At 70.5% G+C, this 18,213-nt stretch carries 18 protein-coding genes and 4 pseudogenes; 15 read left to right on the top strand and 7 right to left on the bottom strand.

The window, feature by feature from the left end; all coding sequences use genetic code 11:
- The first annotated feature begins 61 nt into the window (after window positions 1-61).
- The 3 genes and pseudogenes from NEH16_RS05650 to NEH16_RS05660 all read left to right on the top strand — a co-directional run bounded on the left by NEH16_RS05650 (window position 62) and on the right by NEH16_RS05660 (window position 3,331).
- A pseudogene (locus NEH16_RS05650) lies at window positions 62-1,485 on the top strand (MFS transporter).
- Window positions 1,486-1,591: 106 nt separating this feature from the next.
- Window positions 1,592-2,485: an SDR family oxidoreductase gene (locus NEH16_RS05655; protein WP_265539759.1), complete on the top strand. Its 894-nt coding sequence runs from the start codon at window positions 1,592-1,594 to the stop codon at window positions 2,483-2,485.
- A 252-nt stretch (window positions 2,486-2,737) separates the two neighbouring features.
- Window positions 2,738-3,331, top strand: coding sequence for an SMI1/KNR4 family protein (locus NEH16_RS05660; RefSeq protein ID WP_265539761.1), 594 nt, complete (start codon window positions 2,738-2,740; stop codon window positions 3,329-3,331).
- A 63-nt stretch (window positions 3,332-3,394) separates the two neighbouring features.
- Here the strand turns inward: NEH16_RS05660 and msrB are convergent, their stop codons facing one another.
- From msrB to NEH16_RS05680, 4 genes are all read right to left on the bottom strand, one after another.
- A complete protein-coding gene (gene msrB, locus NEH16_RS05665; protein WP_161208250.1) occupies window positions 3,395-3,799 on the bottom strand; it encodes a peptide-methionine (R)-S-oxide reductase MsrB in 405 nt (134 codons plus the stop codon).
- Between the two features lie 10 nt (window positions 3,800-3,809).
- A complete protein-coding gene (gene murC / locus NEH16_RS05670) occupies window positions 3,810-5,207 on the bottom strand; it encodes a UDP-N-acetylmuramate--L-alanine ligase (RefSeq protein ID WP_073966117.1) in 1,398 nt (465 codons plus the stop codon).
- A 40-nt stretch (window positions 5,208-5,247) separates the two neighbouring features.
- Complete coding sequence (locus NEH16_RS05675) at window positions 5,248-5,700, bottom strand: indole-3-glycerol phosphate synthase (protein WP_265547077.1); 453 nt, start codon at window positions 5,698-5,700, stop codon at window positions 5,248-5,250.
- 202 nt (window positions 5,701-5,902) lie between these two features.
- Window positions 5,903-6,667: a pyrimidine reductase family protein gene (locus NEH16_RS05680; RefSeq protein ID WP_265539764.1), complete on the bottom strand. Its 765-nt coding sequence runs from the start codon at window positions 6,665-6,667 to the stop codon at window positions 5,903-5,905.
- Between the two features lie 37 nt (window positions 6,668-6,704).
- Between NEH16_RS05680 and zapE the strand changes: the two genes are divergently transcribed.
- The 10 genes and pseudogenes from zapE to NEH16_RS05730 all read left to right on the top strand — a co-directional run.
- Window positions 6,705-7,799 carry a cell division protein ZapE gene (gene zapE, locus NEH16_RS05685; RefSeq protein ID WP_265539766.1) on the top strand — a complete coding sequence of 365 codons (1,095 nt, stop codon included), beginning with the start codon at window positions 6,705-6,707 and terminating at the stop codon, window positions 7,797-7,799.
- Between the two features lie 92 nt (window positions 7,800-7,891).
- Window positions 7,892-8,317 (top strand): OsmC family protein, encoded by a 426-nt coding sequence (locus NEH16_RS05690; RefSeq protein WP_265539768.1) that lies wholly within the window; start codon window positions 7,892-7,894, stop codon window positions 8,315-8,317.
- Window positions 8,318-8,516: 199 nt separating this feature from the next.
- Window positions 8,517-9,886 (top strand): annotated as a pseudogene (locus NEH16_RS05695) (alkaline phosphatase PhoX).
- Between the two features lie 173 nt (window positions 9,887-10,059).
- Window positions 10,060-10,449, top strand: a complete 390-nt coding sequence (locus tag NEH16_RS05700; protein ID WP_265539770.1) for a DUF6507 family protein — start codon at window positions 10,060-10,062, stop codon at window positions 10,447-10,449.
- Window positions 10,446-12,365, top strand: coding sequence for a hypothetical protein (locus NEH16_RS05705; protein ID WP_265539772.1), 1,920 nt, complete (start codon window positions 10,446-10,448; stop codon window positions 12,363-12,365). The genes NEH16_RS05700 and NEH16_RS05705 overlap by 4 nt, the downstream gene beginning before the upstream one ends.
- Entirely contained in the window at window positions 12,362-12,706 is a 345-nt protein-coding gene (locus tag NEH16_RS05710) for a hypothetical protein (RefSeq protein ID WP_265539774.1), read from the top strand. The genes NEH16_RS05705 and NEH16_RS05710 overlap by 4 nt, the downstream gene beginning before the upstream one ends.
- Before the next feature lie 14 nt (window positions 12,707-12,720).
- Window positions 12,721-13,020 (top strand): hypothetical protein, encoded by a 300-nt coding sequence (locus NEH16_RS05715; protein ID WP_265539776.1) that lies wholly within the window; start codon window positions 12,721-12,723, stop codon window positions 13,018-13,020.
- A gap of 46 nt (window positions 13,021-13,066) precedes the next feature.
- The gene (locus NEH16_RS05720) at window positions 13,067-13,723 is read left to right on the top strand and encodes a pentapeptide repeat-containing protein (RefSeq protein ID WP_265539777.1); all 657 of its coding nucleotides are present in this window, start codon (window positions 13,067-13,069) and stop codon (window positions 13,721-13,723) included.
- Window positions 13,720-14,025 (top strand): hypothetical protein, encoded by a 306-nt coding sequence (locus NEH16_RS05725; RefSeq protein ID WP_265539779.1) that lies wholly within the window; start codon window positions 13,720-13,722, stop codon window positions 14,023-14,025. Before NEH16_RS05720 ends, NEH16_RS05725 begins: the two co-directional genes overlap by 4 nt.
- 86 nt (window positions 14,026-14,111) lie before the next feature.
- Window positions 14,112-14,510, top strand: a pseudogene (locus tag NEH16_RS05730) (pentapeptide repeat-containing protein); the annotation flags it as partial.
- Here NEH16_RS05730 and NEH16_RS05735 read toward each other — a convergent pair.
- The gene (locus tag NEH16_RS05735; RefSeq protein WP_265539780.1) at window positions 14,466-14,753 is read right to left on the bottom strand and encodes a hypothetical protein; all 288 of its coding nucleotides are present in this window, start codon (window positions 14,751-14,753) and stop codon (window positions 14,466-14,468) included. The pseudogene NEH16_RS05730 and the gene NEH16_RS05735 sit on opposite strands and share 45 nt — an antisense overlap.
- Window positions 14,754-14,772: 19 nt before the next feature.
- Between NEH16_RS05735 and NEH16_RS05740 the strand changes: the two are divergent.
- Together NEH16_RS05740 and NEH16_RS05745 are read left to right on the top strand one after the other, a co-directional pair.
- Window positions 14,773-16,199 (top strand): annotated as a pseudogene (locus NEH16_RS05740) (DUF6177 family protein).
- A 46-nt stretch (window positions 16,200-16,245) separates the two neighbouring features.
- Complete coding sequence (locus tag NEH16_RS05745; RefSeq protein WP_265539783.1) at window positions 16,246-17,082, top strand: polysaccharide deacetylase family protein; 837 nt, start codon at window positions 16,246-16,248, stop codon at window positions 17,080-17,082.
- Between the two features lie 6 nt (window positions 17,083-17,088).
- Here the strand turns inward: NEH16_RS05745 and NEH16_RS05750 are convergent, their stop codons facing one another.
- Both NEH16_RS05750 and NEH16_RS05755 read right to left on the bottom strand, forming a co-directional pair.
- A complete protein-coding gene (locus tag NEH16_RS05750) occupies window positions 17,089-17,277 on the bottom strand; it encodes a hypothetical protein (RefSeq protein WP_265539785.1) in 189 nt (62 codons plus the stop codon).
- A 204-nt stretch (window positions 17,278-17,481) separates the two neighbouring features.
- The gene (locus NEH16_RS05755; protein ID WP_161206685.1) at window positions 17,482-18,159 is read right to left on the bottom strand and encodes an AIM24 family protein; all 678 of its coding nucleotides are present in this window, start codon (window positions 18,157-18,159) and stop codon (window positions 17,482-17,484) included.
- Window positions 18,160-18,213 lie beyond the last annotated feature (54 nt).

Consider the following 18,213-nt stretch of genomic DNA (forward strand, 5'->3'; position numbering starts at 1 on the left):
TTCCACCGCGCTGGAAAGTCCTGCGCGCCCGATACAGAGGTCCGGGCCGGTCCTCGCGTGCATGAGCGTGTGCACCGCCCTGGTGGTCGGCTTCGTCGCGGCGATCAACCTGGCCGTTCCCGAACTGGCGGCGAGTGCTTTGCGGCCGACCTCGTCGGACCTGCTGTGGATCGTCGACGCCTACGTGGTGATCTTCGCCTGCCTGGTCATCCCCGCCGGCGCGGCCGGCGACAAGCTCGGCCGCAAGGGAACCCTCCTGACCGGGCTCGCCGTATTCGCGGCCGGGGCCATCGTGTCGGCCACCGCGCCGAACGTGGCCGTCATGCTGATCGGCCGCGCGGTCACCGGCCTCGGTGCCGCGTGCGTCCTGCCCAACTGCGTCGGCATCCTGCTGCACGCCACCGCCCCGAGCGCCGCACCCACGCCCTGGCCGTCTGGGCGGCGGCCTCCGGTATCGGCGGGGTCGTCGGCAACGTCGGGGGCGGTGCCGTACTGACCGCCGGGTCCTGGCGCACTCTGTTCATCGCCGTCGCGGTCACCGCCGCGGCCTGCCTGGCCTGGGCGGCACGGTCAGCGCCGCGCAGCCCGCGTCACGAACGCACCCTGGACCTGCCGGGCACCCTGCTGTTCGTGGCGGCCGTGGTGGCCCTGCTCATCGGCATCATCGAAGGACCGGAACAGGGCTGGGGCAGTGCCGTCGTGCTCACCGCCTTCGCCGTCAGCGTGGTGTTGGGCGTGAGCTGGGTGCTGGTCGAACTGCGCGTCGCACACCCCATGCTCGACCCCCGGCTCTTCCGAAACCCCGGACTCAGCAGCGCAAGCCTCGGCATGACGGTCGTCTTCTTCGGCAACTTCGGCCTCTTCTACGTCAACGCCTCACTGCTGCAGTACGGCCGCGGATTCTCCGTCCTGCAAACCGGCCTCGGCATCATGCCGCTGACCATCCCCCTACTGGTCGGCACCCGCTACGTGCCTTCCCTGATACGCCGCTTCGGAGCCGCCGCCACACTCGCTGTGGCCTTCCTGCTGGGCAGCGCCGGCCTGATCTGGCTCTCCTACGCCTCCACCATGGCCTACCCCGTCTACGCGGCCGCGCTGGTCGTGATCGGTCTGGGCATCATGCTGGCCGCCCCCTGCCTGACCGCGCAGATCGCCTCGGCCCTGCCCGTGGAGAGGGCCGGTATCGCCGGAGGCTTGCAGTCGGCGACCCGAGAACTGGGCAGCGCCCTGGGCGTGGCCGTCGTCGGCACCATCCTGACCGCCGGCTTCACCCACAGCCTCCCCGCGGCGCTCCAGGCACACTCGCCCGTCCCGCGCACCGTCAAGGAAGCGCTCACCCTCGCACCGTCGGACCACACCGCCATCAGCCAGGCCTTCACCCACGGAGCCGACACCGCCCTGCGTGCCGCTGCCCTCATCGTCCTGTTCGCAGGAGCCCTCGTTGTCGCAGGCGCCCGCCGCGGCCGCGAAGCAGCGCGGCTCTAGCGCGAAGCAGCCACCCCGTTCGCCGTACGGCCAACGCCGTGCCCGGGGTGATTCCTCATCTCATCACCCGCAACAGCCCCCGCAGGGGGCAAAGGAGGCCACGCTCATGCGTGCGTTTGTCACTGGAGCGACCGGTTGGATCGGATCCGCCGTCGTCGACGAGCTCCTCGCCGCCGGCCACGAGGTCGTCGGTCTGACCCGGTCGCCGGAAGGCGAGCAGAAGCTGACCGCCAAGGGCGCGGCTGCTCTGCGCGGCGACCTCGACGACCTCGACGCTCTGCGGCGCGGCGCGGCCGACGCCGACGCCGTCATCCATCTCGCCAACAAGCACGACTGGGGCAACCCGGCGGAGTCCGACCGCGCCGAGCGCGCCGCCGTCGCCGCGCTCGGGGACGCCTTGGCCGGGAGCAACCGGCCCCTGCTCGTCGCGTCCGCGCTGTCCGGTCTCGTGGAGGGCCGGCCGGCCACCGAGGACGACGCCTCACCCGCCGTCGGTCCCGACTCCAACCGCGGCGGCAGCGAGAACCTCGCCCTCGACTACGTCGCCCAGGGCGTGCGGACGGTGATCGTACGTTTCGCGCCGAGCGTGCACGGCCGCGGCGACTGGGGATTCGTCAACTTCCTGACCGCCGCCGCCCGCAAGCAGAGCGCCTCGGGCTACATCGGTGACGGATCCACCACCTGGTCGGCGGTGCACCGCACCGACGCCGCCCGCCTCATCCGCCTCGGCATGGAACAGGCCCCCGCCGGCACGCGTCTGCACGCCGTGGCCGAGGAGAGCGTCACCACCAAGGAGATCGCCGAAGCCATCGGCCGCAGCCTCGGCCTTCCGGTCGTCTCCGTCGCACCCGAGGACGCCGGGCCCCATTTCGGGTTCGTCGGGCACTTCTTCGCGTCGACGATGACCGCCACCAGCACGACCACCCGGCAGCTGCTGTCCTGGCAGCCCAGCGGCCCCAGCCTCATCGAGGACATCGACGCGGGCGCCTACACCGCCTGACGGCAACAGCATGGCGGGCGGGAGGGCACGGAGCGGCTTCCTGTTCCTCGACGGCTGGAAACACCTGTGCCTGCCCGTCCTTCAGCTTCTCGAGCCGCGCCTTGCTCCTGGCACCCTCGTCGTGGCCGACGATCTCGCCACCTACCTGGCCCATGTGCGCGCCACGGCCAACGGCTACCACAGCGTCACCTTCCCCGTGGCGACGGCATGGAGATTAGCTGCCGCCTCTAGGCCGTCTCTGTCGGACCTTGCATGATGATCGGCATGAACACGGAAGCCTGTGACCCAGCCGAGTTGGCCGCCCTTCGCGAGATCTTCCTGTCCCGTCCCGAGGCGCTGCCGCCCATCGGCTCGGTCGCGGTGCGGTCCTTCGAGGAGGAACACGGCATCCTGCTTCCGGAGCCGTACCGCACATTCGTGGCGGAGGTCAGCGACGGACTGCGCGCCGGGCCGCCCTACTACGGTCTGCTGCCCCTCGCGCAAACGCCCGAGGACTGGGGCTCGGACCGCCCCGAGCGCCTGCTTGCAGAACCTTTTCCTCTCACGACGGCGTGGCTGTGGGAGGCGGAGGACGACGAGGCGACTCTGTCCGATCAGGAGTTCGAAGACCTGGCAGCCCCCGTGTACGACCACGGCTCACTGCTGCTGGGCACCGATGGCTGCGGCATGTACTGGCACCTGATCGTCACCGGTCCGCAGCGCGGTCACGTCTGGCTGATCGACGAGAACGGCGCGATACCCTTCGGCACCCGACCAGGCGTGTCCCTGATGCCGGGCACGCCTGGTTTCCTCGGTTGGGTGACCCACTGGGCCCAGGGCCGCTCCTGGTTCGCGGACACGCCCTAGGTGTATTGACCACGAGCGTTGTTAACGCTGGTGGTCAATACACCTAGGGCCTGTCCAGCGGGATCAGGCGTCCGGCGTCAGCCGCAGTGAGATCGAGTTGATGCAGTAGCGCTGGTCCGTCGGGGTCGGGTAGCCCTCGCCCTCGAAGACGTGGCCCAGGTGCGAGCCGCAGCGGGCGCAGCGGACCTCCGTGCGGACCATGCCGTGGCTGCGGTCCTGGATCAGCTCGACCGCGTCGGTGTCCTTCGGGTCGTAGAAGGACGGCCACCCGCAGTGCGACTCGAACTTCGTGTCGGAGCGGAACAGCTCCGCGCCGCAGGCCCGGCAGGAGTAGACGCCCTCGGTCTTGGTGTCCGTGTACTCACCGACGAACGCGGGCTCGGTGCCGGCCTTGCGCAGCACCGCGTACTCGGCGGGGGTGAGCTCCTCCCGCCACTGTTCGTCCGGCTTCTCGACGTCGTACGGCACGGTGGCTCCTTCAGCTCGACAGGTGGTCCAGGATTCGCGGGCCGAGGTCGGTGACGTCGCCCGCTCCCATGGTGAGAACGAGGTCGCCGGGGGTCGCCATTCCCGCGACGACCTCGGGGACCCGGTCCTTGTCGTGGACGGCGGTGACGTCGGCCCCGGCGGCGGTCGCGGCGTCGATGATCAGGGCGCTGGTGACCCCGGGGACGGGGTCCTCGCGGGCCGGGTAGATGTCCAGGACCACGGAGGCGTCGGCGAGGGCGAGGGCCTGGCCCATCTCGGTGCCCAGCTCCTGGGTGCGCGAGAACAGGTGCGGCTGGAAGACGACGAGGAGGCGGGCGTCGGTGACGGCGCCGCGCATGGCCTCCAGGTCGGCGGTCATCTCGGTGGGGTGGTGCGCGTAGCTGTCGATGACCTGGACGCCGGCCGCCTCGCCCTTGAGCTGGAGGCGGCGCTTGACCCCGGTGTACGTGCCGAGGGCCGAGGCGAGGTTGTGGGCGGGGATGCCGAGCGCGATGCCGGCGGCGAGGGCGGCGACCGCGTTGAGCGCGTAGTGGCGGCCGGGCACGGACACCGTGAAGGTGAGGAACTTCCCGCCCAGGATCACCGTGACCTCACTGGTCAGGCCGCGCGGGGCGATCTTGTGGACGCGCACGTCCGCGGTCTCCGACTCGCCGTAGGTGACGACGGTGAGCGCGGGCAGCGCCTCGCGGACCCGGCGGGTCAGCTCGACGGCGCCGGACTGGTCGGCGGAGACGACGAGCGTGCCCTCGGGGACGATCTTCCCGGCGAAGGTCTCGAAGGACTCGTAGATCTCGTCCATCGACGCGTAGTTCGCGTGGTGGTCCAGCTCGACGTTGAGGACGATCGCGACGTCGGGGTCGTACTTCTGGAAGCTGCGGTCGCTCTCGTCGGCCTCGGCGACGAAGATGTCGCCCTCGCCGTGCGTGGCGTTGGTGCCGGGCCCGGCCAGGTCGCCGCCGATGGCGTACGAGGGGTCGAGGTCCAGCTCGCTCAGGGCAACGGCCAGCATCGAGGTGGTGGTGGTCTTGCCATGGGTGCCGGCCACCGCGATGGAGCGCAGCCCGCCCATCAGCGAGGCCAGGGCGTCGGAGCGGTGCACGACGGGGATCGACAGCTCCCCGGCGCGCACCAGCTCCGGATTGTCGGCGCGGATGGCGCTGGAGACGACCACACAGCTCGCGTCGTCGGCCAGGTGCCCGGCGGCGTGCCCGATGTGGACGGTCGCCCCCAGGGCGCGCAGCGCCTCGGCCGTCGGGGACTCCTTGGCGTCGCTGCCCGCGACCTTCGCGCCGCGCTGGGCGAGGATCTTGGCGATGCCCGACATTCCGGCGCCGCCGATGCCGATGAAGTGCGGTCGTTCCATGGCGGCGGGGATGCCGGGTGCCATACGTGTCTCTCCCAGGTGCGTACGGGTAGGGACTCCCAGCCTATTCGCTGTGCGCGAAGAGCTTGAGCACCGGGACGCCGACCTTGTGCCGGGCGCGGGACGCCCAGTCGCGGTGGAAGAACTCCTCGACGTAGTGGGGCGCGGTCAGCACGATGACCTCGTCGGCCCGGGACTCCTCGACCACCGAGGTGAGCTTGTCCAGGGGGTGGCTCTCGATCACCTGGCCGACGGCCTCGGAGCCCGCCTGGCGCAGGGCCTCCAGGGACACTTCGAGGGCGAGCCCGGCCGACTCCCTGGCGCTCCTGCCCTCGGGCTCCTCGCTCTCGCGGGCCGCTTCCTTCAGTTCGCCCATCGCCAGGTCGTCGATGGCCCGCAGCAGGACGTCCGCCTGGTCGCCGCGCGGCTGCATGAGGACGACGAAGGAGGTGCGCTCCTCCCCGTGCAGGGTGGTGACGAATTCGACGTCCCCGGCGGTGAGGGCCTTCTCGATCATCAAAACGCTGGTGAACACCACGGAGCCCTTCTCTTCAGCGACCGTTCGCCGGTCGCTGCCGAAACCATCCTTCCCCGCGCTCGCACGGGGTCTGCGAGATCCATTCTGCCCACGGAACGCTAACCGGAACATGATATTCCGCTCATTGCCACCGCACGGGGCGTACGGGGAGAGCTCTGGGGCGTACGGGTGCGGCGGGGCCTCAGGGCCGGCGGTAGCGGGTGAAGAGGAAGCCGTCCTCCTCCAGCAGCGAGGCCAGGGCGAATCGTTTCGGCACCTCGACGGCGGGCCCGCCCGCGATCCGCTGGGCGTCACCGGCCGTGAGCAGCGGCGCGACGGTCAGGCACAGCTCGTCCAGCACGCCTTCCGCCACGAACTGGCCGAGCAGCCGGGGCCCGCCCTCCGTGAGCAGCCGCCGGTGCCCCCGGTCGGCCAGCTCCCGCACGGCGCGGGCCGGGTCGACGCGCGAGCCCTCCCCCGCGATCACCACCTCGGCGCCCGCCTTCCGGGCCGTCGCGATCCGGTCCGGGGGCGCGCCCGCACCGGTCAGCACGAGCGTCGGGACCAGCGGCGAGACGAAGAGCGGGAGCGAGAAGTCCAGGTCCAGGCTGCCGCTGACCACGGCGACGGCCGGGGCCGGGGTCTGCCCGGCCGCCGCCCGGCGCGCCGCGAAGGCGTCCCGCGCCCTGGCCGGGCGGTAACCCTCCTGGCGTACGGTCTGGGCGCCCGCGATCACCACGTCGGCGAGGCCGCGCAGGGTGCCGAAGATCCGCATGTCGCTCTCGCAGGAGATCGGCTGCGAGCGGCCGTCGTGCTGGGCGGCCCCGTCCAGCGTGGACACCATGTTGGCGCGCAGCCAGGGGCCGTCCGCGGCAGGGTAGGCGTAGGCGTCGGCGAGGCGGTCCAGGCTCCATTCGCCGGAGGTGTCGGCCGCGGTCAGGTCGGTCACGGGGAACAGGCGTCGCATGTCCGGCAGTCTGGCACGGGTCGTAAGCTTGACGGTTGTGTCGTCCTCCCACGCCGTGCCGGGGTCCAGCCCCATAGCCGAAACGGCCCCGCTGTCCCTGTGCGCCCGCGAGCCGCACGTCCCCGCCGACCGTCTGGTCGCCGAGATGGTGCCGCCGCCGCGCTTCGACTCCGTGCGCTTCGATACGTACGTCCCCGACCCGAACCAGCCGAGCCAGACCGAGGCGGTCCGGGTGCTGAGCGACTTCGCCGCCGGGCTCGGCGGGGCGCACGCCTCGGGCTCCGGCAAGCGCAAGTGGTTCGGCCGGAAGGCGGAGACCAAGCCGTCCGGCCCGCGCGGGGTGTATCTCGACGGCGGGTACGGGGTCGGCAAGACCCATCTGCTCGCCTCGCTCTGGCACGCCACCCCGGCCGCGCCCTCGCTGAAAGCTTTCGGCACCTTCGTGGAGCTGACGAACCTGGTGGGCGCGCTGGGCTTCCAGCAGACCGTGCGGACGCTGAGCGGGCACCGGCTGCTGTGCATCGACGAGTTCGAGCTGGACGACCCGGGCGACACCGTGCTGGTCTCCTCGCTGCTCAGCCGGCTGGTCGAGGAGGGCGTGGCGCTGGCCGCGACCTCCAACACGCTGCCCGGCAAGCTCGGCGAGGGCCGGTTCGCCGCCGCCGACTTCCTGCGCGAGATCCAGGGCCTGTCCGCGCACTTCCGCCCGCTGCGCATCGACGGCGAGGACTACCGCCACCGCGGTCTGCCCGAGGCCCCGGCGCCGTTCTCGGACGAGCAGGTCACCAAGGCCGCGTACGCCACGCCGGGCGCCAGCCTGGACGACTTCCCGGCACTCCTCGACCACCTGGCCCGCGTCCACCCCAGCCGGTACGGAGCGCTGACGGACGGGGTGAAGGCGGTGTGCCTGACCGAGGTGCGGGCGGTGCCCGACCAGTCGACCGCGCTGCGGCTCGTGGTGCTCGCCGACCGGCTGTACGACCGGGAGGTGCCGGTCCTCGCCGCCGGACTGCCCTTCGACCGGCTGTTCAGCGACGAGATGCTGAACGGCGGGTACCGGAAGAAGTACTTCCGGGCGATCTCCCGTCTCACGGCGCTGGCGCGTGACGCGAAGGGGCTGGTGGCGCAGTAGGTTCGGGGGCGTAAGGACGTACCACCGGCGGCGCACGACGCGGTGTCCCGCCGTCCCCGTACCACCGCGCATTCCGTTCGAAGGGAACCAGCATGGCTACCACGCGTCAGGCTCACACGGTCTGGGAAGGCAATCTGGCCGAGGGCTCGGGCGTCGTCACGTTCGACTCCTCCGGGATCGGCGACTACCCGGTCTCCTGGCCGTCCCGCGCCGAGCAGGCGAACGGGAAGACCAGCCCGGAGGAGCTGATCGCCGCGGCCCACTCCAGCTGCTTCTCGATGGCGCTCTCGCACCGCCTGAGCGGCGCCGGCACTCCGCCGGCCCGGCTGGAGACCAAGGCCGACGTCACCTTCCAGCCCGGCACCGGCATCACCGGCATCCACCTCACCGTCGTCGGCGAGGTGCCGGGCCTCGACGAGGCCGACTTCGTCAAGGCGGCCGAGGACGCCAAGGCCAACTGCCCGGTCAGCCAGGCGCTTTCCGGCACCACGATCACCCTGAGCGCGTCGCTCGGCTGATCGCTCTCCCGCTGTGTCCCCGGGCCGCCGGTCCGGGGACACAGCTGTTTCACACCGGCCGCGGTCTCCGTCCGGCCCTACCCCGGAGCGTCGGCGCGGGTCCGTAAAGCGTGGCGTGACAACGTTCACGGATGGCCTCGGATGGGCAAGGCTGCTCTTGACGAAGCCATGTCACCTGTCCCCCAGCAGGGAGTTGCCCATGTCTGTCGCACCTCGTCCCACCGCCTCCCGGCGGAACGTTCTTGCCGCGGGCGCCGCCGTCTCGATCGCCTTCACCGGCGCGTTCACCGAACTCTTCGCGGGCAGCTCCGCCGCACGCGGCCACGAGGGCTACGGCCCGCTCCTGCCGGACCCGGACGGCCTGCTCGACCTGCCCAAGGGCTTCCACTACCGGGTGCTGTCCCGGGAGGGCGACCGGCTCCGCTCCGGCGAGGGCCAGGTGCCCAGCCACTGCGACGGCATGGCCGCGTTCGGCGGCCGGGGCGGGCACGTACGGCTGGTCCGGAATCACGAGAACCGGGTGGACGCCGCGATTCCGGTGCCCGCGGTCGAGGGGCTGACGTACGACCCGATGGGCAAGGGCGGCTGTACGACCCTGGAGCTGGACGGCCACAACCGGGTGCTGTCCGAGCGCGTCGCCATCGCCGGCACAGCGGTGAACTGCGCGGGCGGGCGCACCCCGTGGAACACCTGGCTGACCTGCGAGGAGACCGAGGACAAGGCCGGCACCAACGGCTACACCAAGGACCACGGCTTCATCTTCGAGGTGGACGGCGCCGATCCGCGCCGCACCGGCGCCGTGCCGCTGACCGCGATGGGCCGCTTCCAGCACGAGGCCGTCGCGATCGATCCGCGCGACGGGACGGTGTACGAGACGGAGGACGCGTTCGAGAAGCCCTTCGGGCTGTTCTACCGCTTCCTGCCGAAGAAGCCGCTGGGCGGTACGGGTTCGCTGCGGGCGGGCGGCCGGCTGGAGGCCATGCGGGTGCCGGGGGTGCCCGACCTCTCGGCCGTGCGGGAGACCGGGACGGTGTTCGAGGGCGTCGAGTGGGTGCCCGTACCGGACCCGCAGGCCGCCGAAACCCCCATCCGCTTCCAGGACTTCGGCCGGAAGGGCATCACGCACGGCCAGAAGCTGGAGGGCTGCTACTGGGGCGGCTCGTCCGTCTACTTCGTCTCCAGCTTCGCGCACCGCGACGAGGGCTCGGCGGCGGACCACTACGGGCAGGTCTGGCGCTACGACCCGCACCGCCGCCGGCTCACCCTGGTCATCGTCTTCGGCCCGGACACCGACCTCCAGCTCCCCGGCGAGTCCCCGACAACATCACCCTGGCCCCCGACGGCGGCCTGATGGTCTGTGAGGACGGTGGCGGCGCCCAGCATGTGTTCGGCCTGACCCGGCGCGGCGAGGTCTACCCCATGGCGCGCGGCCGGCAGAACATCGGGACGCCGGAGGAACCGGAGTGGGGCGAGTTCGCGGGCGTCACGTTCGCACCGGACTACGGGACGATGTACGTGAACGTCTACACACCGGGCACCACGTTCGCGATCACGGGTCCGTGGCGCTGACGTACTGAGCGGAACCGCGGCGCACCCCGCCGCGTCTTTGCAGACGGCAACATGGGGTTTGATCCATCCGGGTGTGCCGGTGCAGGATGGCGGGGTGTGCTTCGGTGCGCCCGCGCTTCGGCGCGCCGGCGCCCGGACGCTCAGCGGAAGCGATTCTTGACGGGGGGGGCACCGTGACCAAGTGGGACATCGACCCGGACGGGGTTCGTCGAGTCCTGAAGAATACCGCCGAGGTCGGCGGGGAGTTCGAGAAGGAGTTCACCTCCTACAACGACGACCTGGTGGGGTCGGCGACCTCGGCGGGCACGATGGTGCTGGGCGGGACCGAGATCCCTAAGGGGGGCGCGTTCGGGCCGGTGGCCCAGGCGTTGCAGGAGTTCCAGGAGCACACGCTCGACGACCTCAAGTTCCTTCCGGTGCGGGCGGCGAAGTCCATGACGGGGGCGCGGCTCGCCACTGAGGCGTACCTCGCGGGCGATCTGGACATGGCCAAGAACAAGCAGGAGCAGTACTCCAAGGCGCCGACCCCGGAGGAGCTGAAGGGGAAGGGTCCCAAGAAGTGATCGACCTGGCGAAGGTCCCCTTCTTCACCGGCAATCTGGAGGCCCTGGAGAAGCACGCGGCCACGCTGAAGACGACCGCCTCCGACATCCGCACCACGGGCAAGGACGTCCACAAGGCCTTCCAGGCGCTGGACCCGGTCTATGACGCCCCGGAGCAGGAGGAGTTGCTCGACTCCACGATTCCGGTACGGGACAAGGCGGACGCGTTCGCGGACAAGCTGGAGTCGGTGAGCGGGGCGCTCTCGGGTTTCGCGACGGCGGCCCGGCCGCTAGTGGCCCGGATGAACCGGCTCCGGGAGGACGCGGCGCGGTTCGTCGCGGAGAACAGGGACGACGACTGGCAGCAGGACCAGGACAAGATCGACGAGAACGCCCGCCTGGTCCACGAGGTCGGCACGACGTGGGTGGCCTTCCAGGGCGCCGAGCGCGACGCGGCCAACAAGATCACGGCGCTGGTGGGCGGGACGCACTTCGTCGTGGACGACGGTTCGCACAAGGCCGGGATGTACGGCTTCAAGGCGGACGACGTCAAGGACGCCGGTGAGACGCCGTGGGGCACGGTGGACGAGCGCGAGTACACGGGCCTGCGGGCCGCGTGGGAGTGGACGAAGGACAACGTCGGCGGTGCGCTGAAGGGCTTCTTCGTCGACGGCGTCTGGGGCACGATCAAGGGCCTCGGCAGCATGGTCAACGTCTTCGACTGGGACAACTTCAAGAAGACCTGGTCGGGCATCGGGGACGTCTTCGGCGGCATCAGCGCGTACATCATGACGCCGTACGACTGGGCGATGGACAAGATGTTCGGCCCGGCGGACCACAGCGACAGCGACCGCCAGAAGGCGGCCCTGCGCAACTTCGGCAAGTCGCTGGTCGCGTGGGACGAGTGGGGCCACGACCCGTCACGCGCCTTCGGTTCGGTGCTGTTCAACGTGGTGACCATCGGTTCCGGTTCGCTGCTGAAGCTGGGCAAGGCCGGCAAGCTGGGCGTGGTCGCGGACGCGGCGTCGGTGGCGGGCAGGGCGGGCACGCTGGTCGACCCGATGAGCTACCTCGGCAAGGCGGCGGGCGTCACCAAGATCAAGGTCGGCGACCTGATGGAGAGCCTGAGGGCGGGCTCCGCGGGCGTGGACGACATGGCCCGTACGGCCCCGTCCGGCACGGCCCCGCACCCGACGACCGAGACCCCCGGCTTCCACTACACCGACCACAACGGCAACCCCCGCGTGGTCGGCGACGACGCGGTCATCCGCGACGAACACGGCAACCCCGTGCCGGACACCGAGCCGGTCCCGGAGCCCCACAAGAACGAACTCCCGGACACGCACGAGCGCGTCCCGGACCACGGGAAGGTCCTGGAGGGCGCGGGGGGCCCGAGCCGCGTGGAGAACTCCGCGAAGCCGCCGCACTCCTCGCCGGAGGGCACGACGCACCACACGACCCCGTCCACGGGCGGGCATGTGACGGAGCATCCGACGGGGTCGGGCGGGGGTGGAGGGTCGCATACGCCTGCGAGCCACGGGGGTGGGGCCATGGCAGCGGTGGCCACGGCAGCCACGAACCGACCGGCCACGGCGACGGCGGCGAGACGCCGGGCGGCGGCGACACCGACAGCACGGCGTCAAGCGGGTCTCACCATGATGCCAACGGCTCTGACACAAGCAGCCAGGATGGCGCGACTGACACCACCGCTGCCGGGAAACCGGTGGACCCCAAGGTTGCCGAGCGCATCAAGGAACTGGACGATCGACAGGGCGGCGAGGGCCACGCACCAGGCCGCCATCTCACCCCGGACGACCAGGCCCTCGTGGACCGACTGGGCACGGTGCTCCGCGATAGCAACGGGAACCCGAAGATGTACGGGCCGAACTCGGCCTACCCAGGACTCGTCAAGTCCGAAAACAACATCGACCCGTTGACCGGCACGACTACGGATGGTGTGAGTGGGCGCGCTCACCGGGTCGGCGCATTCGCAACACGCTTTGACAACGCAGAAGACATGGTGCGCGCCGACGCATACTTCCGCGCCGAGATGGAACGGACAGGCGAAGATGCGATAGAGACACCGATCGAGGATGTACTCGGCCCCGACGCCTACGACAGGTTCACAGGCTATTATCGCGACCCTGCCAACATCGACAAATTCAAACCAGTTGACTTCGAAGGCGGAACCATTCGACCGGTTTACCATTTGATGCCCAACGGAAAATACCGCCTGCACACCATGTACGCCAATCCTGCACCCGGCCGCTATCCATGAGGAGCAAACCCGCAGTGGACATTACATCCGACCCGCGCTTCAGGAACTTCTTCAGCGCTCACCTTGATCTCGAGCGGGGATACGAGAACACCGGCGAACTGAGGCCCACCTTGTTGAGCTTCAGAGATTCCTACGTGGATTTCATCCGCTCGGGTTTCGAGCAGATCATGTCGGACGAAAATTTCGGACCCGCAGAATACGAGCGACTCACCAATATCGAGTTTCCCGACAAGGAGACACTGCACACCTACCTGCGGGAAATGTACGACTACCTCTTCAACGACGCACCGGAACAGCCGCTGCCTCCCGAATAGACCTGTCGCGAGCGACTCCCACCCTCACCAATATATACAGGTGATCATGCCAGCCGATATTCCTCGGAGCTGGAGCCCAGCCATTTTCCCTGTCGAGGCGGATGCAGCCCGTCGGCTGGAGAAGTGGCTCGGCAACGCCTGCTACAACTTCAACGGGATGGAACGAGATTTCCGGGGCGCGGACCTCTCGGGTGGGGATTTCTCGAATTGCTGGTTCACCGACGCCATCCTCGTCGGTGTACGGCTCGTCGGAGCTTCCTTCTACCGTGCCGATCTCCAGTCGGCGGACCTGACACGCGCGGACCTGACGGCGGCGGACCTGGTGAAGACGAACCTTGACAAGGCCGTTCTCCGGTCGGCAGTGCTTGACGGAGCGGACATGGTCGGGGCCTCGTTGTCCGACGCGGACGCAAGGGGAGCCAGTTTTCGCGGAACACGTTTCATCGGTGCGGAGTTGCTCGACACCGACATGAGGGGCAGCGACCTGTCCGATGCCGTGGTCGAGGAGAACTACTTCGAGATCAAGGTCGACGACACTACAGTTCTTCGCGGCTTGACGGGCACGGTATTCGGGCCGATCGCCGTCATCAGCGACGACTCCTCGCACCAAGTGGGCGGTGCGGAACTCGAAGCCTGGATCAGTGCGCGCGGCGGGCAGGTTCAGGTGATCCCGCCGCGCCGACCGGCGGTAGGTACGCCTTGAGCGAGCCGATTCAAACGGACCCGGACTTCAGAAATTTCTTCAGAACTCAACTCGATCTTGAGCGCGGATATGAAATCCTGGGCGACTTGAGGCCCACGTTGTGGAGCTTCAGCGACTCCTACATTGACTTGATCCGCTCCGGATTCGAGCAGATCATGGCAGATGAGAACTTCGGCCCCGCCGAGTACGAACGGCTGACCGACATCGAGTTCCCCGACCGGGAGACCCTGCACGCCTACCTTCGGGACATGTACGACTATCTGTTCGGCGATGCGCCGGAACAGCCGATGCCCCCGGGCTAGTTCGAGGAAGAGGACCGATTGGACCAGGAACACGACCGCGTCGAGCGCGTACGGACGGAAGTCCGCGAGGCGTTCGAAGGCTCGCGGTGACGGAGACGCCGTCCAGCGAGTCGGTTCCCTGGCAGCCTGCCGCGTTCCCCGCCGACCCGGCGGCGGCGCGGCAGCTCAGAGAATGGCTCGATGACGCGAGTTACGCCCTGTACGGCATCGGGCACGACTTCCGGGGCGCCGGTCTCTCGGACGGCGACTTCTCCGGCGCGTGGCTCATCGACACGGTGCTGGCGGGCGTGGAATTCGAGTCGGCGTCCTTCTACCGTGCGGACCTCAGCGGGGCGAACCTGACCGGGGCGAATCTGGTCGGGGCCGACCTCGTCCGGACCAAGCTCGACAGGGCCGTGCTCCGGTCCGCCCGGCTCGACCGGGCCGACATGGTCAGGGCGTCACTCCACGATGTCGACGCGTCGGGGGCGAGCCTGCGCGGGGCGCGCATCATGGGCGCCTCGCTGCACCACGTCGACCTGCGGGGCGCGGACCTGACGGACGCCGTCCTGTTCCACAACACGTTCAAGGTCACCGTGGACGACACCACGCTCGTACGCGGCCTTACCGGCACGGCCTTCGGGCCGGTCACGGTGGTCGGCGGCGAGGGCACCCGGAAGCTCACCGGCCCCGACATCGTGGCCTGGATCGCCGAGCGCGGCGGCCAGGTCCGCGTCATCGAACCCCACCACACCCAAAGGACCCCGCATGACCCAGGACGTCGTCGCACTCACCCGGCGGATGCCCGACTCGCTCAGTGTGCTGGCCGGGTTGCTCGCCGGCGGGCCCGACCTGCGGGTGGGGACGACCGGGGAAGGGGCCGTCGTGCAGCTGTGCGACGACGAGGGGCGGCCGCTCGTGTCCGTGGAGGTGCCGCTGTTGATCCAGGTGCCCGGGGAGGCCGTGCGGCTGCTCGGGGCGGAGGCCGCGCCGGAGGGGGACGGGCCCTGGTGGTGGGTCGAGGCGCGGGCCGCCGCCGGGGTGGACCGGGCCGAGGAGCTGGCCGGGGCCTTCGCCGCGCGGCTCACGCTGCTGCTCGGCGGCAGGGTCTGGCCGGCCGACGCCCCCGGCACCACCGGCGCCGCCCGCCCCTCGACGTCTCGGGCATCACGGCCGTGCCCTCCCCCGCCGCCGCGCAGCCCGCCGTCGACATGCTCACCGACAAGGCGGCCGTCGTCCTCCAGGACCGCCCGGTCGTCCCCATGACGAGCTGGCTGACGGAGGCGCTGCGGGCCACCGTGGAGAGCGAGCGGTCGCTCCAGATCGTCACCCCGCCCCACTGCACGCTCTCCCTGCCGACGCGGCTGCTGCTCCAGTCCACCTCCTCCCGCTGGGTCGTCCAGGACGAGCGCTGCGGCTACTACGACGGGCTGACCGGCGCCGTACTCCGCTGGCAGGACGACACGTTCGCACCGGACCGCCGCGAGGACGGGCAGACCCCGGTGGCGGAGGCGTTCACCGAGGCCGGGCCCGCCGGTGAGCGGCAGCTCGTCATCTCGCTCCGGACCGTGCACCGCCCCACCGCCGACCTTGTGCTCGGCGGCGCCCTGGAGGCCGCCTGGGAGGCGCTGACCGGCGCGCCCCCGGCCGGCTGGGGGACCTCGGAGCCCGCAGGGCTCACCTGGTCGCGGCGGCGGCTGACCGACCTGGCGTACGAGCGCGCGCCCCGGCCGACCTGGCTGGTGGCCGTGGGCAGCCCGGACCGCCCCGCCGTCGCCACGCTCCAGGTGAACCGCACCTCGGACGGGGTGGAGGAGGACATCACCCTCGTCCTCGGCTACGGCCCCGACGAGTCACCGGCCCTGGACGCGCTGCCGGGGCTCGCCGACGAGCTGGTGACCCGGCACGGGCTGCGGACCATGCTGTGCCAGCTGGCCGAGGGCCGCCGCGACCTGAACGCCCCGCCCCGCTTCGAACGCCCCCCGCTCCCGTACTCCTTCGCACTCGGCTCCGCCGAGGTGGCCGAGGTGGGGCGCGACACCGCCTCGCGGACTCCGCTCGAGGCGGCGCCGGTGCGGGTGGGTCCCGGGGGCCGACCGGGCTACTACTACCCGCTCGGCGACGGCGAGACCGCCGAGAGCTGGGCGGCCCTGGAACAGCTGATGCGCCATCTGCGTGGGGCGCCGCCGGTCTAGCGCGCCGCCCCCGCGCACCCTCCGGCCGGTCGGCTACCTTCCGGAAATGATCGGATTTACGCATAAGGCAGCCGCACTGGGGGTGCTGGGTGCGGTACTCGTCGGCTGCGGCCAGGCCCAGCCGACGCGTACCGCCGTCGAACGGCCGCCCGCCCCGCACGCCACGGAGAAGCCCGCGAGAAAGCCCCCCGCCATGGCCCCCGGCCCCGGCGGCCTGACTCCCGTCTTCATGCGCGGGCCGCAGCGCGCCGCGAAGGTCGTCGCGCTGAGCTTCGACGCCGACATGACGGCCGACGAGGGGCCGCGCGCGGCGGCCGGTGAGCACTTCGACAACCCGGAACTGATCGCCCTGCTGCGCCGCCTGAAGGTGCCCGCGACGGTGTTCATGACCGGGCGCTGGGCCGAGGAGTATCCGGACCAGGCCCGCTCCATCGGCACCGACCCCCTCTTCGAGATCGGCAACCACTCCTACAGCCACTACGCGTTCACCACGCCCTGCTACGGGCTGCCGACGGTGGAGGAGGGCACGGTGCGCGAGGAGGTCCAGCGGGCCTTCGGGGCGATCCGGGCGGCCGGCGCCCGCAATGTGGTGCCGTACTTCCGCTTCCCCGGCGGCTGTTACGACGACGCCACGCTGCGCGCCCTCGGGCCGGAGAAGGTGACCGCCGTGCAGTGGGACGTCGTCAGCGGCGACGCCTTCGCGACGGACGCGGACGCGGTCGCCGAGCAGGTGCTCGACGGGGTGCGGTCCGGCTCGCTGGTCGTCATGCACTGCACCCGCAGCGCGGCGCCGGTCACCGCCGACGCGGTCCGCCAGGTCGTGCCGGAGCTACGGAAGCGCGGATACCGCTTCGTCAAGGTGTCCGAGCTGATGGCCGGCTGAACGGGCTCACCCCGAGCAGGCCGTGCGCTGGGCCTCCTGCCACTCGCACACCGGGCACAGCGTGATCCCCTTGACCGACTCGGCGTATTCGGTCGGCTTCCGGCACAGCACGCACTCGGCGTACGGCGGCCCCTCGGCCCGCTCCGGCGACTCGGCGGGCGGCGTCTCGCAGTAGGGCCCCGATTCCTCACTCATACGTACGAGCCTACTCAGCCCCGTACCGAAGTGAGCCGGCAGACGAGCGCGAACGCGGCGGCCGTCACGGCGGCGGGGTGGACTTGCCGGTGCCGTTGGCGCCCTCGACGCGGACGAGGTCGAGCCCGCGCAGCACCCAGGGGCCTGTGGTGAGCCCGTACCGCCGCCCGGCTCCCCGCAGCCGCAGGACCTCCGTACCGGTGCTCAGTGGGACGACGCCTTCTCGGGCTTCAGCTCGCTGGGCCGTACGATCACGAACCCCTGCCCGTCCAGGCGCAGTTGGACGGCCTCGCCCGAACCGCCCCGGATCATCGAGCCGACGCTCTGCGAGCGGTGCAGCGAGGTGTTCAGCTGGGCGCTCCAGCCGACGACGGCGTCCGTGTCCACGAAGACCGGCTGCTGCGGGGTGACGGGGATGACGATGGGATACCCGTCACACATCAGGCCCAGCTTGCCGTGGCCGGTGAAGACGCTGTTGAAGAGGCCGCCGCCGGCCATCCCGGCGCCCTTGACGGTCTTTATCTCGTACGCGAGCGAGGCGTCGAAGCACAGGACGTTGCGGCCGTTGATGGTGAGGGCGTCGCCCTGTTCCATCTCCACGATGAAGCAGTTCGCGGCCTCGTGCGCGAACCACGCCTCGCCCTGGCCGCGCACGGCCATCAGCGGCAGCCCCTCGCCGGTGACCGCCCGCTTGAGGAGGCCGCCAATGCCCTGGCTCTTGTGCTCGAACTGGAGGTTCCCGCGGAAGGCGACCATCGATCCCTGGCGGGCGTGCATCTCCCCGTTGACGGCGTACTTGATGGACTTGGCGTTCTGGAGGGTCATCCCGGGGACGGTCGCCTGCTCGGCCATGTGCTCGCTGGAAAAGAGATCGCTCTTCATGGACGGCATCCTCGCCCGGAGCCCTCCGTTCCGCCAAGAACGGTGTCCGGGGCG

It is taken from the genome of Streptomyces drozdowiczii, assembly GCF_026167665.1.
Classification (GTDB): Bacteria; Actinomycetota; Actinomycetes; order Streptomycetales; family Streptomycetaceae; genus Streptomyces; species Streptomyces drozdowiczii_A.